15 protein-coding genes and 1 tRNA gene are annotated in these 16,755 nt (G+C 61.7%); 13 read left to right on the forward strand and 3 right to left on the reverse strand.

Annotated elements, in window-relative coordinates:
* Window positions 1-61: 61 nt before the first annotated feature.
* The 12 genes from NKH05_RS05935 (at window position 62) to glpK (ending at window position 13,502) form a co-directional block, all read left to right on the forward strand.
* Window positions 62-856 carry a transglutaminase family protein gene (locus NKH05_RS05935; protein ID WP_023717778.1) on the forward strand — a complete coding sequence of 265 codons (795 nt, stop codon included), beginning with the start codon at window positions 62-64 and terminating at the stop codon, window positions 854-856.
* 30 nt (window positions 857-886) lie between these two features.
* Window positions 887-1,618, forward strand: coding sequence for a proteasome-type protease (locus NKH05_RS05940; RefSeq protein WP_352482263.1), 732 nt, complete (start codon window positions 887-889; stop codon window positions 1,616-1,618).
* Between the two features lie 58 nt (window positions 1,619-1,676).
* On the forward strand, window positions 1,677-3,089 hold the full coding sequence (locus tag NKH05_RS05945) for a pyridoxal phosphate-dependent decarboxylase family protein (RefSeq protein WP_352494585.1): 1,413 nt from the start codon (window positions 1,677-1,679) through the stop codon (window positions 3,087-3,089).
* A 128-nt stretch (window positions 3,090-3,217) separates the two neighbouring features.
* Window positions 3,218-3,985, forward strand: a complete 768-nt coding sequence (locus NKH05_RS05950; protein WP_023717776.1) for a DeoR/GlpR family DNA-binding transcription regulator — start codon at window positions 3,218-3,220, stop codon at window positions 3,983-3,985.
* Window positions 3,986-4,110: 125 nt separating this feature from the next.
* Complete coding sequence (gene glpD, locus NKH05_RS05955; RefSeq protein WP_352482265.1) at window positions 4,111-5,637, forward strand: glycerol-3-phosphate dehydrogenase; 1,527 nt, start codon at window positions 4,111-4,113, stop codon at window positions 5,635-5,637.
* Between the two features lie 39 nt (window positions 5,638-5,676).
* Complete coding sequence (locus NKH05_RS05960) at window positions 5,677-6,756, forward strand: ABC transporter ATP-binding protein (RefSeq protein ID WP_352482266.1); 1,080 nt, start codon at window positions 5,677-5,679, stop codon at window positions 6,754-6,756.
* Between the two features lie 9 nt (window positions 6,757-6,765).
* Window positions 6,766-7,833, forward strand: a complete 1,068-nt coding sequence (locus NKH05_RS05965; RefSeq protein WP_352482267.1) for an ABC transporter ATP-binding protein — start codon at window positions 6,766-6,768, stop codon at window positions 7,831-7,833.
* 1 nt (window position 7,834) lies between these two features.
* Window positions 7,835-8,701: a carbohydrate ABC transporter permease gene (locus tag NKH05_RS05970; protein ID WP_023674893.1), complete on the forward strand. Its 867-nt coding sequence runs from the start codon at window positions 7,835-7,837 to the stop codon at window positions 8,699-8,701.
* 1 nt (window position 8,702) lies between these two features.
* Window positions 8,703-9,617 (forward strand): carbohydrate ABC transporter permease, encoded by a 915-nt coding sequence (locus NKH05_RS05975; protein ID WP_023717772.1) that lies wholly within the window; start codon window positions 8,703-8,705, stop codon window positions 9,615-9,617.
* 173 nt (window positions 9,618-9,790) lie between these two features.
* Window positions 9,791-10,057 (forward strand): DUF2160 domain-containing protein, encoded by a 267-nt coding sequence (locus NKH05_RS05980; RefSeq protein WP_031193610.1) that lies wholly within the window; start codon window positions 9,791-9,793, stop codon window positions 10,055-10,057.
* Window positions 10,058-10,134: 77 nt separating this feature from the next.
* On the forward strand, window positions 10,135-11,862 hold the full coding sequence (locus tag NKH05_RS05985) for an ABC transporter substrate-binding protein (RefSeq protein ID WP_023717770.1): 1,728 nt from the start codon (window positions 10,135-10,137) through the stop codon (window positions 11,860-11,862).
* A 146-nt stretch (window positions 11,863-12,008) separates the two neighbouring features.
* Window positions 12,009-13,502, forward strand: coding sequence for a glycerol kinase GlpK (gene glpK, locus NKH05_RS05990; RefSeq protein ID WP_023717769.1), 1,494 nt, complete (start codon window positions 12,009-12,011; stop codon window positions 13,500-13,502).
* A gap of 148 nt (window positions 13,503-13,650) precedes the next feature.
* Here glpK and NKH05_RS05995 read toward each other — a convergent pair whose 3' ends face one another.
* Window positions 13,651-14,130, reverse strand: a complete 480-nt coding sequence (locus NKH05_RS05995) for a BA14K family protein (RefSeq protein WP_023717768.1) — start codon at window positions 14,128-14,130, stop codon at window positions 13,651-13,653.
* Window positions 14,131-14,438: 308 nt separating this feature from the next.
* Here NKH05_RS05995 and NKH05_RS06000 point away from each other — a divergent pair.
* Window positions 14,439-14,514 (forward strand) — tRNA-Lys (locus NKH05_RS06000).
* Window positions 14,515-15,040: 526 nt separating this feature from the next.
* On the opposite strand, the gene dprA is transcribed toward NKH05_RS06000, so the two are convergent.
* Together dprA and plsY are read right to left on the reverse strand one after the other, a co-directional pair.
* The gene (gene dprA / locus NKH05_RS06005) at window positions 15,041-16,165 is read right to left on the reverse strand and encodes a DNA-processing protein DprA (RefSeq protein WP_352855360.1); all 1,125 of its coding nucleotides are present in this window, start codon (window positions 16,163-16,165) and stop codon (window positions 15,041-15,043) included.
* Window positions 16,162-16,749, reverse strand: coding sequence for a glycerol-3-phosphate 1-O-acyltransferase PlsY (gene plsY, locus NKH05_RS06010; RefSeq protein ID WP_352855358.1), 588 nt, complete (start codon window positions 16,747-16,749; stop codon window positions 16,162-16,164). Before plsY ends, dprA begins: the two co-directional genes overlap by 4 nt.
* Window positions 16,750-16,755: the final 6 nt, after the last annotated feature.

A 16,755-nucleotide genomic window follows, 5' to 3' on the forward strand; every position in this document is an offset into this window, starting at 1 on the left:
GCATGATCCCAAAAAACGAAGACCGGTTTTCGGTAAGGCTCATGCTCCAGGGACGAGAGCGATGCGGCTGAAGATCACCCACCGGACCGAATACCGCTACGATGCGCCGGTGCATTATCTGTTGCAGCGTTTGCGGCTGCTCCCGGTGAACGGGCGCACCCAGACGGTGCTGTCCTGGGCGCTGAAGATCGAAGGCGCGCGCGAGGAAGTGCGGTTCACCGACCATTTCGGCAATGATACCCGGCTGTTGAGCGTCGAGGGCGAGCGCGACTTCATCACAGTCGAAGCAGCTGGCGAAGTGGTGACGCGCGATACCGCCGGTGTCTGCGGACCGCATCAGGGTTTCGCGCCGCTCTGGCTGTTCGGCCATGAAACGCCGCTGACGACGATCGGCAGCGGCATTCGTGAGCTTGCTGCCTCGGTGGGCAAGGGCACCGACATCGAAAGGCTGCACCGGCTAATGGCCGTGATCGGCGAGCGTGTCGCTTATACACCCGGCACCACCAACGCGACGACGCCGGCCGAAGAGGCCCTTGCGCTCAAGACCGGCGTTTGCCAGGACCACAGCCATATCTTCGTTGCCGCGGCTCGCGCCATGGATTTCCCGGCGCGCTACGTCAGCGGCTATCTGATGATGGATGCAGCGATCGAGCAGGCGGCAAGCCACGCTTGGGCCGAGGCGCATGTCTCGGGCCTGGGCTGGGTCTCCTTCGATGTCGCCAACGGCATTTCTCCCGACGAGCGCTATGTAAAGGTGGCGATCGGCCGCGATTATCGCGACGCCACGCCGGTATCGGGAATTCGGCTGGGACAGGCGGAAGAACAGCTTGCGGTCACCGTCACCGTGGAGCAGTAATCCCGGCAAGATTGTTGCCAAAGAGATTCGATGACCTATTGCGTCGGCCTGAAGATCGATCGCGGGCTCGTGTTCATGTCGGACACGCGCACCAATGCCGGCATGGATTCGATCTCGACCTTCAGGAAGATGCATGTCTGGGAGGAGCCGGGCGAGCGCGTCATCGTTTTGATGTCGGCCGGCAATCTGGCGACAACCCAGGCCGTAGTCAGCCTGCTCGACGAACGCACCAAGGCAGTGGCGGAGCGCCATGCCACGCTGCTCGAAACGCCCTCCATGTACCAGACAGTCCGGTTGGTCGGAGACACCGTCAAGGAGGTCATCGCCAGTTCGTCGCCGGCCGGCGAAAAGGCGGATTCCTATTTCAACGCCTCCTTCATCCTCGGCGGTCAGATCAAGGGCAGCGCGCCGCGCCTGTTCATGATCTATCCGGAAGGCAATTTCATCGAATCGACCGACGATACGCCGTTCTTCCAGATCGGTGAGACCAAATACGGCAAGCCGATCATCATCCGGGCCTACGAAAAGACGATGAGTTTCGCCGAGACGGTAAAGCTGTTGCTGGTGTCGTTCGATTCGACGCTGAAGTCGAACCTGTCGGTCGGCCTGCCGCTCGACCTGCTGTTCTATGAAAAGGACACTTTCAAGGTCGGCCTCAAAAAGCGAATAAACCATGACGATCAATATTATCGCACGATCTCGGATAGCTGGTCGAACGCGCTGAAGACCGCCTTTGCGAGCTTGCCTGATTTTCCCGAATGAAAACCTTCGTTTTTCGTGCTCTTTGATCGCGGCTCGCTGAGGCGCTACGGAGGCGAAGATGAATAGCAACGAATTCCGCGAATGGTCGCTGCGAGCGGCTGAATGGGGCGCCGACTACAGAAACAGCCTTCGCGAAAGACCGGTGCGGCCGCTTGTCGAGCCGGGCGAAATCTTCAAAAGCATCGATGTCGCGCCGCCGGAAGACGGCGAAACGATGCAGGCAATCTTCGCCGATTTCGAGCAAAAGATCCTGCCGGGCATGACGCACTGGCAGCATCCGCGTTTCTTCGCCTATTTTCCGGCCAATGCGGCCCCGGCCTCCGTCGTGGCCGAGTATCTGGTTTCCGCGATGGCTGCGCAATGCATGCTCTGGCAGACCTCGCCGGCCGCAACCGAGCTCGAGATGCGGGTCGTCGACTGGATGCGGCAGGCGCTTGGTCTGCCGGAGGGATTTTCCGGCGTCATGCAGGATTCGGCTTCATCGGCGACGCTTGCCGCCGTGCTGACCATGCGCGAGCGCGCGCTCGACTGGCAAGGCAACAAGAGCGGCCTGCAAGGCCAGCCGATCGTGCGGGTCTATTCTTCCGACCAAGTCCATACTTCCATAGACCGGGCGATCTGGGTGTCGGGCATCGGCGAGGCGAACCTCGTGCGCATTCCGGTCGCCGGACGCTTTCGCGCCATGCAGACGGCGGCTCTGGAAGCGGCGATCGTCACCGACCGCGAAAACGGCATGCTGCCGGCCGGCATCATCGCCAGCGTCGGCGGCACCAGTACCGGCGGCACCGACGATGTCGCGGCTGTTGGCGCGGTGGCGAAGCGGCACGGGCTCTACCTGCATGTCGATGCCGCATGGGCCGGCTCCGCCATGATCTGCCCCGAGTTCCGGCATTTCTGGGCCGGCGCCGAACATGCGGATTCGATCGTCTTCAATCCGCACAAATGGCTGGGCGCACAGTTCGATTGCTCGATGCAGTTCGTTCGCCAGCCGGAAGACCTCGTGCGTACGCTGGCGATCAAGCCCGAATTCTTGAGAACACATGGCCGCGACGGGGTCATCAATTATTCCGAATGGTCGGTGCCGCTCGGACGGAGGTTCCGCGCGCTGAAACTTTGGTTCCTGCTGCGTGCACATGGCTTGGAAAATCTGCGAACCATGATCCGCAATCATGTCGCCTGGAGCGAGAGCCTTGCCGCGCGGCTGGCTCGGGAACCGGATTTCGAGATCGTAACGGAGCCGATGCTGTCGCTGCTCTCGTTCCGGCATCTTACGGCTGCGGGCATCGACTCTGACAAGCACAATTTGCGGTTGGTCAGCGCGATCAACGATGACGGCCGCATCTACCTGACGCAGACTCGGGTGGACGGGCAGGTGGCGATCCGCTTTCAGGTCGGGCAGTTCGAAACGACTGCGGCGGACGTCGATACTGCTTTCGAGGTCATCACTGAGATCGCGCGGGGCCTGAGTTGATAGCCTCGTCGAGATTGCGCCGGAGCTTTTCTCTCTGCAGTCGCCCGATTTTCATTAGCCGGCTCATACCTGTTCATGGCTTTCGTTTTCAGCTATAGACGAGAAAAACGAAAATGAGAGGTTGCTAGATGTATCTGTCGCCGCGTCATTCCGAAATCATCCAGATGGCCAAAGATCATGGCCGCGTACTGGTCGAGGAGTTGGCGACGCATTTCAACGTGACGCCGCAGACGATCCGCAAGGATCTCAACGATCTCTGCGACCAGCGGCTTTTGTCCCGCATTCATGGCGGGGCATTGTTCCCGTCCGGCATCGAGAACATGGAATATGAGGCCCGACGCAAGATCGCCGCCGAGGAGAAGGAGGCGATCGGCCGCGCGGCAGCCCGGCTGATCCCTGACAACGCCTCTCTGTTCATCAATATCGGGACCACGACGGAAGCGGTCAGCAAGTCGCTGCTCGATCATATTGGCCTGATGGTCATCACCAATAACATCAATGTTGCCAACAGAATGCGCATATATCCTTCGATCGAGGTGGTGATCGCCGGCGGTGTCGTGCGCGGTTCCGACGGCGGCGTGGTCGGCGAGGCAGCGGTCGATTTCATCAGGCAGTTCAAAGTCGATTTTGCGGTGATCGGCGCCTCGGCCATCGACCATGACGGCGCACTGCTCGACTTCGATTTTCGCGAGGTGAAGGTGGCTCAGGCGATCATCGCCAACGCGCGGCATGTGATCCTGGTGTCGGACCAGACCAAATTCGAGCGCACCGCGCCCGTCCGCATCGGCCATCTGTCGCAGGTCAACACCTTCATCACCGATCGTTGCGACATCCCGTCGGTGCGCAAGATCTGCCAGGAGGCAGAGGTTCAGCTGATCGAAACGTCGCTCTCCTAGAGATGCCGCTGCGGCATCTGCCGCCGATCATATTTCGTTTGACATTCGTTATCATTTCGAAATAATCCTGCCACGGTTTCGCAAAACTCAAAAATGCTGCAATGCGAAATCGAGGGAGGACTTCTTTGGGCGCATCACCGATCCATGACATTTTCGTCATCGGTGGCGGCATCAATGGCTGCGGCATTGCCCGCGATGCCGTTGGGCGTGGCTTTTCGGTCTTCCTTGCCGAGATGAACGATCTGGCCAGCGGAACCTCTTCCGGCTCGACCAAACTGATCCATGGCGGCTTGCGCTATCTCGAATTCTACGAATTCCGCCTGGTGCGCGAAGCGCTGATGGAACGCGAGATCCTGTGGAGGAACGCGCCGCATATCATCTGGCCGATGCGCTTCGTGCTGCCATACGCCAAGGGGCTGCGTCCGGCCTGGCTGATCCGGCTCGGGCTTTTTCTCTACGACCATATTGGCGGGCGCAAATTGCTGCCGCCGACGAAAACGCTGGACATGGCCAAGGATCCGGCCGGCAAGCCGCTGAAGCCGCTTTTTCGAAAGGCGTTCGAATATTCCGACGGTTGGGTCAACGATGCCCGGCTGGTTGTGTTGAACGCCCGTGACGCTGCCGAGCGCGGTGCAACCGTTCGAACCCGAACAAGGGTCGTCAGCGCACGCCGCGAAGGCAATCTCTGGACGGTCAGGCTTGAAAACGTGCGGACCGGCGATACCGAGGAGGTCAAGGCGCGGCTGCTGGTCAATGCCGCCGGCCCGTGGGTCGATCAGGTGCTTTCAGCCACCGTCGGCTTGAACGACGTGCACAATGTCCGCCTCGTGCAAGGCAGCCACATCGTCGTTGGCAAGAAATTCGACGACCCACGCGCCTATTTCTTTCAGAACAAGGACGGGCGCATCATTTTCGCCATCCCATACGAAGACGAGTTCACGCTCATCGGCACCACCGACCGGGACTATCCCGGCGATCCGCACGACGTCAGGATCAGTGATGCCGAGATCGACTATCTCTGCGCTGCGGCAAGCGAATATTTCGCGCAGCCGGTCAAGCCGTCGGATATCGTCTGGACCTATTCCGCGGTGCGCCCGCTCTACGACGATGGCGCCTCAAAGGCGCAGGAAGCCACCCGCGACTATGTGCTGAAGGCCGATGGAGGCGAGGGTGCCGCCCCGATCGTCAACGCCTTTGGCGGCAAGATCACGACCTACCGCCGATTGTCGGAATCGATGCTCGAGAAGATCGAGGGTTTTCTCGGCAAGCGCGGCAAACCATGGACGGCAAACGCGCCGCTGCCCGGCGGTGACTTTCCCGTCACCGGCTTCGATGCCGAGGTGGCGAAACTGAAAACGGCGTACCCGTTCCTCGACGCGCGGCTGGCCCGCCGGTTGACTCGGCTCTACGGCACCCGCGCAAGGAAGCTGCTGGGCCTCGCCAAGTCGAACGTCGATCTTGGCCGCAACTTCGGCGCCGATCTCTACGAAGCCGAGGTGCGCTACCTCGTCGAAAACGAATGGGCGATGACCGCCGAGGATGTATTGTGGCGCCGGACCAAGCGCGGCCTGCGTCTCAGCCGTGAGCAGGCGGCAGTGCTCGACGAGTTCATGCGCGGAATAAGCCGGCAGCACGTAGCGGCTGCCGAATAGGGACGGCCGACTAATGCAGAAAGCCTGGGAGGAGGCATCATGCTTGAACTGAGAAACGTGACGAAGACGGTGGGTGCGGCGGAACATATCCGCGACGTCTCGCTGACGCTTCAGCACGGCTCGCTCAACGTCCTGCTCGGGCCGACGCTCTCCGGCAAGACCAGCCTGATGCGGCTGATGGCGGGCCTCGACGTGCCGACCTCCGGCTCGGTCTGGTTCGATGGCAAGGATGTCACCGGCATGCCTGTGCAAAAGCGCAACGTCGCCATGGTCTACCAGCAATTCATCAACTATCCGGCGATGACGGTCTACGAAAACATCGCCTCACCGCTGCGGGTGGCCGGCACGGATCAGGCAACGATCGACAGGGAGGTGCGCAATGCCGCCGCCCTTCTCAAACTCACGCCCTATCTCGATCGCACGCCTCTCAGTCTGTCGGGCGGCCAGCAGCAGCGCACCGCGCTGGCCCGCGCCATCGTCAAGAATGCCAGCCTCGTGCTGCTCGACGAGCCGCTCGCCAACCTAGACTACAAGCTGCGCGAAGAATTACGCGCGGAACTGCCGAAGATATTCGCGGCCGCCGGCACAATCTTCGTTTATGCCACGACCGAGCCGCACGAGGCCTTGCTGCTCGGCGGCAACACGGCGACGCTTTCCGAAGGCAGCATCACCCAGTTCGGGCCGACCATCGAAGTGTTCCGCAAGCCGGTCGATCTGGTGACGGCGAGAACCTTCGCCGATCCGCCGCTCAACACCATCGTGCTTGCCAAGAAGGGCCTGGATTTCCTGCTCGAGGGCGGCGTGAAATTGCCGGTGCCGGCCGAACTCTTCGGCATTGCCGATGCGATCTATACGATCGGCTTCCAGCCTCATCATCTTTCCCTCGATCGGCCCGACGCCGCCGCGGTGCCGGTGCGCGCAAAGGTGACGATCACCGAGATCACGGGATCGGAAAGCTTCATCCATCTCGATTTTGCCGATGCGCGCTGGGTCATGCTGACCCACGGCATTCGCGACTTCGAGCCGGACGAGGAGGTCGAGGTGTTCATCGACCCGCGCCACATCATGGTCTTCGACGAGCACGGCCGCGCCGTGGCCGCGCCGAAGCTGGCGGCTTAGGAGGAAGCGATGGCGCGCATCGATGTCAATCATATCCGCCACTCTTATCTGCAGAACCCCCGCACGGATGCCGATTTCGCGCTGAAGGAAGTGCACCACACGTTCGAGGATGGCGGCGCCTATGCGCTGCTAGGCCCGTCCGGCTGCGGCAAGACTACGCTGCTCAACATCATTTCGGGATTGCTGCATCCCTCGCACGGCCAGTTGCTGTTCAACGGCAGGGACGTGACCAATCTGTCGACCCAAGAGCGCAACATTGCCCAGGTCTTCCAGTTCCCGGTGATCTACGACACGATGACCGTCTACGACAATCTGGCGTTCCCGCTGCGCAATCGCGGCGTGCCGGAGGCCGACGTCGACCGCAAGGTGCGCGAGACGCTGGAGATGACCGGGCTGGCCGATATGGCCAAACGAAAGGCGCGCGGACTGACCGCCGATCAGAAGCAGAAAATCTCGCTCGGACGCGGGCTGGTGCGCTCCGACGTCAATGCCATCCTGTTCGACGAGCCTTTGACCGTCATCGACCCGCATATGAAATGGGTGCTGCGCTCGCAGTTGAAGCAGCTTCACCGCCGCTTCGGCTACACCATGGTCTATGTCACGCACGACCAGACTGAGGCGTTGACCTTCGCCGACAGGGTGGTCGTCATGTATGACGGCGAAATCGTGCAGATCGGCACACCGGCGGAGCTGTTCGAGCGCCCGCGCCATACCTTTGTCGGCTATTTCATCGGCTCGCCCGGCATGAATGTCATGCCGGTGGCGATCGACGGCAAGACCGCGAAGCTGGGCTCGCAGCAGATCGAACTGCCGGGCGTGCCCAAGGCGGGCGGCAGCGCCATCGAGCTCGGCATCCGTCCCGAATATGTGCGCCTGGGCAGCCAGGGCATGGCCGTCCGGGTCAGCAAGGTCGAGGACGTCGGCCGCCACAAGGTGGTCCGTGCCAATCTCGAAGGGCGCGAGATCGCCGCCATCATCGGCGAGGACGAGACAGTTCCGGCTGATCCGAAGGTGCGGTTCGACCCGGCCGGCATCAACATCTATGCCGATTCCTGGCGCGTCGAGATGGGAGCCTGAAGTGGAAAAGACCTGGAACAACAGAGCCTGGTTCCTGGTGCTGCCGGTGCTGCTGCTGGTGGCGTTCTCGGCGGTCATACCGCTGATGACGGTTGTCAATTATTCGGTGCAGGACACTTTCGGCAACAACGTCTTCTTCTGGGCCGGCACCGAGTGGTTCGAGGAACTGCTTTCCTCCAGCCGCTTCTGGCAGGCGATGATCCGCAACCTTGTCTTCTCCTTCATCATCCTGGCGATCGAAGTGCCGCTCGGCATCTTCATTGCGCTCAATATGCCGAAGAAGGGTTGGGGCGTGCCTGTTTGCCTTGTTTTGATGGCGTTGCCGCTGCTGATCCCGTGGAACGTCGTCGGCACCATCTGGCAGGTGTTCGGGCGCAACGACATTGGCCTGCTCGGCTATTACGTCAACGCGCTCGGCATCGACTACAACTATGTGCAAGATCCCTATGACGCCTGGGTCACGGTCATCATCATGGACGTCTGGCATTGGACCAGCCTCGTCGTTCTGCTCTGCTATGCCGGCCTGGTCTCGATCCCGGATGCCTTTTATCAGGCGGCCAAGATCGACGGTGCCTCGCGCTGGGCGGTGTTCCGTTACATCCAGCTGCCGAAGATGAACCGCGTGCTGCTGATCGCCGTGCTGCTGCGCTTTATGGATAGCTTCATGATCTACACCGAACCGTTCGTGGTGACCGGCGGCGGACCCGGCAACTCGACGACCTTTCTTTCGATCGATCTCGTCAAGACGGCGCTCGGCCAGTTCGACCTCGGCCCGGCGGCGGCGATGTCGCTGGTCTACTTCCTTATCGTCCTGTTGTTGTCATGGGTGTTCTACACCGTGATGACCAATTACGACGCGGAGCGCTGAGATGAGCCGCGCTGACGAAAGAGCCGACAGAGTGAGCGAGACGACAGCTTCGCAAGGATTAGCCAGCACGCTGCGGCAGGACGAGATCGCACGGCTGATGCGCCGTCGCGGCGAGGAGTCGCGTTGGTGGTGGATCGTGCCGACGCTCTACATCATCGTTCTGCTTTTGCCGATCTACTGGCTCATCAATATGAGCTTCAAGACCAATGGCGAGATCGTCTCGTCGCTGACGCTCTACCCGCACGCACCGACATTGGCGAATTACCGCACCATCTTCACCGACGCGTCCTGGTATTCGGGCTACATCAACTCGATCACCTATGTGGTTATGAACATGGTGATTTCGGTGGCCGCAGCACTGCCTGCTGCCTATGCTTTTTCGCGCTATCGCTTCCTCGGCGACAAGCATCTGTTCTTCTGGCTGCTGACCAACCGCATGGCGCCGCCGGCGGTGTTCGCGCTGCCATTCTTCCAGCTTTATTCGGCCTTCGGCCTTATCGACACCCATATCGCCGTGGCTCTGGCGCATTGCCTGTTCAACGTGCCGCTGGCGGTGTGGATCCTCGAAGGCTTCATGTCGGGGGTGCCGAAGGAGATCGATGAGACCGCCTATATCGACGGCTATTCGTTCCCGCGCTTCTTCATCAAGATCTTCATGCCGCTGATTGCGAGCGGCATCGGCGTGGCGTGCTTCTTCTGCTTCATGTTCTCGTGGGTCGAGCTGCTGATCGCCCGCACGCTGACGACCACGGACGCCAAGCCGATCGCCGCGACCATGACCCGCACCGTTTCGGCCGCCGGCATGGATTGGGGGCTGCTCGCCGCAGCCGGCGTGCTGACGCTGATTCCCGGCGCGCTCGTCATCTGGTTTGTGCGCAACTACATCGCCAAGGGCTTTGCCCTGGGGAGGGTATGATGGAGCAGGTCGACAGAAGCCCATGGTGGTGGGCCGTGCTGTTTCTCGCCCTGGTCGTCGTGGCCTGGGTGGCCCTTCAAATCGATTTCGTGGCAATAACGGTAGGCTTCAGCGATCCGGCCAATATCCGCCTGTGGGGATTTAACCTCTCGTCCAACCTCGATTTTTCGTGGATGGCGTGGACGTGGCCGACCGCGGCCTTCTTTGGAACCATCTTTCTGCTGCTTTGCGGCATGGCGGTGTGGGAATACGTCTCGCCGGGCGGCAATCCGCGCGTCGGCGTGCTGCGCTTCGAAACGACGCGCGGCGACCGCTTGTTCCTGTCGCTGCTTGGCAGTGCCTTTATCCATCTCGCTTGGCTGGGTCTAGTCGGACCCAATCTGTGGTGGGCTCTCGCTCTCTCCGTGGTCTACGCCGTCGGCGTGTTCCGCTACGTATAGAGGGGGAAACTGTTGGAACGGCGGCGTGCCGGCCGCCGATCCAGATCGCACTTTGAACTTAACAGTGGAGGAAATACATGCGACGGCAATTCTTGACATCAACAACTGCGCTTGTCCTGTTGCTCGGGGCAAGCAACGCCTATGCCGGAATGGACGAGGCCAAGGCCTTCCTGGACAAGGAAATCGGCGACCTGTCGACGCTCGACCGCGCCGGCCAGGAAGCCGAAATGCAATGGTTTATCGATGCCGCGAAACCTTTCGCCGGCATGGATATCAAGGTGGTTTCCGAAACCATCGCCACGCATCAGTATGAATCGCAGGTGCTGGCGCCGGCCTTTACAGCCATCACCGGCATCAAGGTTACGCACGACGTCACCCAGGAAGGCGACGTTGTCGAGAAGATCCAGACCCAGATGCAGACCGGCCAGAACCTCTATGACGGCTGGGTCAACGATTCCGATCTGATCGGCACGCACTGGCGCTACCAGCAGGTGCGCAACCTGACCGACTGGATGGCAGGCGACGGCAAGGATGTCACCAATCCGAATCTCGACCTGAAGGATTTCATCGGCACCTCGTTCACCACCGCGCCCGACAAGAAACTCTACCAGCTTCCTGACCAGCAGTTCGCGAACCTCTACTGGTTCCGTTACGACTGGTTCAACGACGAGAAGAACAAGGCGGACTTCAAGGCCAAATACGGCTACGACCTCGGCGTGCCGGTGAATTGGTCGGCCTATGAGGACATTGCAGCGTTCTTCACCGGGCGTGAGATCGACGGCAAGAAGGTCTACGGCCATATGGACTATGGCAAGAAGGACCCGTCGCTCGGCTGGCGGTTCACCGACGCCTGGCTGTCGATGGCCGGCAATGGCGACAAGGGCATTCCGAACGGTCTGCCCGTCGACGAATGGGGCATCAAGGTCGACGAGAATTCGCGTCCGGTCGGTTCCTGCACGGCGCGCGGCGGCGACACCAATGGTCCGGCTTCCGTCTACTCCATCCAGAAGTATCTCGATTGGCTGAAGGCCTATGCACCGGCGGAAGCCCAAGGCATGACCTTCTCCGAATCGGGGCCAGTTCCGGCGCAGGGCGCGGTTGCCCAGCAGATCTTCTGGTACACCGCCTTCACCGCCAGCATGGTCGACGCCAGCGCCAAGGCCGTGCTGAACGACGACGGCACGCCGAAGTGGCGCATGGCGCCGTCGCCGCATGGCGTCTACTGGAAGGACGGCATGAAGCTCGGCTATCAGGACGTCGGTTCCTGGACGCTGATGAAGTCGACGCCGACCGACCGCGCCAAGGCCGCCTGGCTCTACGCGCAGTTCGTCACCTCGAAGACGGTCGACGTGAAGAAGAGCCATGTCGGCCTGACCTTCATCCGCGAGAGCACGATCCACGACAAGAGCTTCACCGAACGTGCGCCAAAGCTCGGCGGCTTGATCGAGTTCTACCGCTCGCCGGCGCGCGTCCAGTGGTCGCCGACCGGCACCAACGTGCCGGACTATCCGAAGCTGGCACAGCTCTGGTGGCAGGCGATCGGCGATGCTTCGTCGGGCGCCAAGAGCCCGCAGGAAGCGATGGACTCGCTCTGCGCCGAGCAGGAAAAGGTGATGAGCCGCATCGAGAAGTCGGGCGTCCAGGGCGATATTGGCCCGAAGATGGCCGAAGAGCATGACCTCGCCTACTGGAACGCCGACGCGGTCAAGAAGGGCAATCTCGCTCCTCAGCTCAAGATCGAGAACGAGAAGGAAAAGCCGGTCACCATCAACTACGACGAGCTGGTGAAGAGCTGGCAGCAATAGGACCGTTTGATGCGGGCGTCCGCGCCCGCATCGCCATGCTCAGGGGAGGCGGCATGTTGCCGTCTCCCCTGTTTGCGTGAACGGCTCCGCGCCGTCTGGCGTCGAGACACCGTAGCACCTTTGAATTCGCTTCGACGGGAGAGAGAATGACCGGATACATCCTTGCAATCGACCAGGGGACGACATCGAGCCGGGCGATCCTGTTCGCCGACAAGATGAAGGTCGTCGGCAGCGGGCAAAAGGAATTCACTCAATATTATCCGGCCTCCGGCTGGGTCGAGCACGATCCCGAGGAGATATGGGCAAGCGTCGTGGAAACGGTGAAGGCCGCGCTGAAGACAGCTGGCCGCAACGCAGCCGAAGTCGCCGCGATCGGCATTACCAACCAGCGCGAAACCGTCGTCATCTGGGACAAAGAGACCGGCAAGCCGATCCACAACGCGATTGTCTGGCAGGACCGCCGCACCGCGCCGCTATGCCAGAAACTGAAGAAGCTGGGGCTGGAGAAGAAATTCACAAAAAAGACCGGCCTGCTACTCGATCCCTATTTCTCCGGCACCAAGATCGCCTGGATGCTGGACAAGGTGAAGGGCGCCAGAAAACGCGCCGAGAAGGGCGAACTGCTGGCCGGCACCATCGACAGTTTTCTGATTTGGCGCCTGACTGGCGGCAAGGTCCACGCCACTGACGCCACCAATGCCTCGCGCACACTGGTCTACAACATCGAACAAAATGCCTGGGACGACGAGCTGCTGGCCATTCTTGGCATACCTGCAAGAATGCTGCCGCAGGTGAAAGATTGTGCCGATGATTTTGGAATCACAGACAAAAGCCTGTTTGGTGCAGAGATCAGAATCCTCGGTGTGGCCGGCGACCAGCATGCGGCGGCGATCGGCCAGGCCTGTTTCGATCCGGGCATGATGAAATCCACCTACGGCACCGGTTGCTTCGCGCTGCTCAACACCGGCAGCGATCTGGTGCGTTCGAAGAACCGGCTTTTGACCACCATCGCCTATAGGCTGAACGGCAAGACCACCTATGCACTGGAGGGCTCGATCTTTATCGCCGGCGCCGCCGTACAATGGCTGCGCGACGGCATCAAGGTGATCGGCAAGGCCGAGCAGAGCGGCAAATTGGCGGCGGAAGCCGATCCAACGCAGAACGTCTATCTGGTGCCGGCTTTCGTCGGGCTCGGCGCACCGCACTGGGATGCCGAGGCGCGCGGCGCCATCTTCGGGCTGACCCGCAATTCGGGGCCGGCGGAATTTGCCCGCGCGGCACTGGAATCCGTTGCCTTCCAGACCCGCGACCTGCTTGACGCCATGCGAAAGGACTGGAAGGGCGCCTCGGCCAAGACCGTGCTCAGGGTCGATGGCGGCATGGTGGCGTCGGACTGGACCATGCAGCGGCTGGCCGACATTCTCGATGCGCCGGTCGACCGGCCGACAATTCTCGAGACGACGGCGCTTGGTGCGGCTTGGCTGGCCGGCTCGAAGGCGGGTGTCTGGCCGAAGGCCGCGGAATTCGCCAGGAGTTGGGCGCTCGAGCGCCGGTTCAAGCCGGACATGGATGCTTCGACACGTGCCGCCAAGCTGGCAGGTTGGCGCCACGCTGTACGCAGGACGCTCAGTACTCAATAGGCAGGGATGCCACCGGATACGCACTAATGAAACACCCGCGCCGTTTCGGGCGCGGGCCTGCAGCCTCTAATCTAATGCATGTCGCGCAAACAGCGGTTTTGCGATAGCGCGTCGCATGAGGCCGATCGAACGCGACGCGCTTTAGGACTCAGTAAGGCGACCGGCACTGCCGGCGCGGACCGTAGTTGGGCTGGTAAGTGTTGTCAGAAGCGCGATAGCTCCGATAACGGTCGTAGCACCACTGCACGTGGGCATCGCCACGATAGACACGATTCTGGCTGTTGACGATAGCGCCCGTAATCAGCGCTCCGGTGGCGAAGGCGGCCAGCGGGAACCAGTAGTCACCGTGACGGCGATAGCCGCGACGATATTCGCGATAGCCGCGATGGCCACGCCAATACATGCCATCGTCACGCGCAAAACTGCGCCGGGAGAAATCGCGACGCGAGAAATCGCGGTTGAAACTCCGGTGCCTCCGCCACGGCTCGTACTGGACGGTCTGGACATTCGAGGTGATCCCCTGGGCCGGGGGCGCATAGCTGGGCTGAGCGTTGACTGGCACGATCTCCGCGGCAGCGAATGAGATCGAAAGAGTGGTCGCCAGCAGGCCCGACATGATCCTATTCATGATCTTCTCCTTGAAACGCATGTCCCTTATCGCGGGAAACGGGCAGGCTGCGCAAATTGTTCCGCCAAAAATCCCAAGTTGCTGATCCGCAAAGGTTCTCCCGATTTGCTGCTTGCCTTTGTCGCCATAGAGGGCGAGCTTCGGCCTTGTGCGAGAGGGAGGCAGTTCCGTCAACGCCGAAGCGCTCCGCAAGGCATGATGACACGGCTGGAAAGCCCGGTGTGCGAGCCGTCTTTTTCCGGTTGACCGGCAGAGGCACTCTCCCTATGTTCCGCGCAATTTCGAGGGCGGCCTTTCTGAGCCCGCGGGAGCGCGTAGCTCAGCCGGTAGAGCAACTGACTTTTAATCAGTAGGTCATGGGTTCGAATCCCATCGCGCTCACCAAAATCCAGATGTACGGCCCGGAGACATGGGTAACAGTTTGTACCTAAGAAATGGGTGACAACCTCGTGCCGAACGCATGCGGTGGCCTTAACCACCGCCCCATCGTCCATCATCGTGCCGGTGAGCGCCTCATAGGCTCTGCTGCACAGCTGCGAATGCGGACAATCCTTCACGATAAGCGCCGGCACCACCGTGAGAACCGCTGCGGCAAGGATTTGCGGGCAAAGACCGACGGCGCTTACCTTTCTGCCGAACACGCCGGCCAGGAAAAAGTAGAGACCCTGGGCCATGCAGGCTGCCGTCAGAATGCCCAGAAGCGTGCTCGTCCCTCTTGCGAAGGGCGTTGTATAGCTGTCGGGAAAACCCAGCGTGCCGAGATCCATCGACCATTGCAGCGCCAGCACGACGCTCAATGCCGCCCAAACGAAGGCCGTCTTACGAGTGAACAGCGTCCGCTTTGGTTTGTTGCTTAGATCGGTCATGAAATCACGTCTGAATGCGCGCCGGGACATGCGCAAGCTCCCGGTCAAATCAGCGAGACACTACCGCCGGCATGGCGTTCGAGCCGGCCGGCGAGGTCGAGCTCCAGCAGCACCATGAACACTTGGGCGGGATGCAGGCCGGTGTGGCGGATGATCTCGTCGACTGCTACCGGCGTCGGGCCGAGTGCCTCGACGACGCGGTCGCGGTCATCCTCGCGCGGCGGCGGCGTTGCCGAAAAGTCGGGCGGCTCTTCAAGCGGCGATGTCCTTGGCGCCCAGGCGCCGACCAGCGGCGCGATCGCACTGGTGACATCGGCGGCCTCGGTGACAAGGGTGGCGCCGTCCTTGAGCAGGCCATTGGTGCCGGCGGCGCGCGGATCGAGCGGCGAACCGGGAACGGCGAAGACCAGTCGGCCCATCTCACCGGCAAGCCGGGCGCTGATCAGCGAGCCGGAGCGCTGTGCGGCCTCGACCACCACCAATCCCAATGCGGCGCCAGCAACAAGCCGGTTGCGGCGCGGAAAATCCTGCGCGCGCGGCTGCCAGCCAAACGGCATTTCCGAGACGATGGCGCCACCGCGCTCGGCAATCTCGTCGCACAGCCCGGCATTTTCGGGCGGGTAGGGCAAATCGATGCCGCCGGCGAGCACACCGATCGTGCCGGTCGAAAGGCTGCCCTGGTGCGCGGCCGTATCGATGCCGCGCGCCAAGCCGGAGACGATGCCATAGCCGTCGCGGCCGAGATCCGCCGCCAGCATCCGCGCCATCTTGATGCCGGCCAGCGAGGCGTTGCGAGCGCCGACGATGGCGACCGCGGGCAAGCGGAAAACCGCACTACTGCCCCTGACCGCGAGCAACGGCGGCGGATGGTCCATGCTCTTCATCAGCGGCGGATAATCCGCCTCGCCGATGCCGACGAAGCGGGCGCCCGCCCGCCTGGCTGCCTCCAGCTCGGCCTCGGCCTCGGCAATGGACGGAATGCGGACGATTTTTTTGGCGCCACCCGAAATCATCAGCTCCGGCAGCATCGCAAGCGCTGCTTCGGCCGAACCGAACCGGTTGATCAGGTCGCGAAAGGAAGCCGGGCCGACATTCGGCGTGCGGATCAGGCGAAGCCAGCTCAGCCGCTGCCGGTCGCTGAGGCGCGGCCCGGCGGCGGGCTCGCTCACTCCTTTGCCCCGATCTTACCCTCGGTGCCGGCAAGCAGCCGCGCAATGTTGGCGCGGTGCTTTATGATGACGATCAGGCTCATCGCCGCGAAAAGCCCGGCAATCTGCGGCGTGCTCAGGAAGTACAAGGCCACTGGCACGACGACCGCTGCCGTCAATGCCGCCAGCGAGGAGTAGCGGAACAGGAAAGCCACCGCGAGCCAGACAACGGCGAAGATCACCGCCACCTGCCAGGCAAGGCCGATCAGCACGCCGAGGTAGGTGGCGACACCCTTGCCGCCCTTGAAGCCGAGCCAGACCGGAAAGAGGTGGCCTAGAAACGCACCGAAACCGGCCCAGAGTCCGAACTCAGGTGCAAAGCGGCCGGCGATCAGCACAGCCGCGGTGCCTTTAAGGGCGTCGAGCAGCAGGGTGGCCGCCGCCAGACCCTTGTTGCCGGTGCGCAGCACATTGGTGGCGCCGATGTTGCCGGAGCCGATGTTGCGCACGTCGCCGAGGCCGGCGGCACGGGTGATCAGCAGCCCGAAGGGGATCGAGCCGAGAAGATAGCCGAACACCAATGCCAAGACGGGACTGTAAGCCATTGTTCC

The organism is Mesorhizobium sp. M1399 (genome assembly GCF_040317735.1).
In the GTDB taxonomy this organism is placed as follows: Bacteria; Pseudomonadota; Alphaproteobacteria; order Rhizobiales; family Rhizobiaceae; genus Mesorhizobium.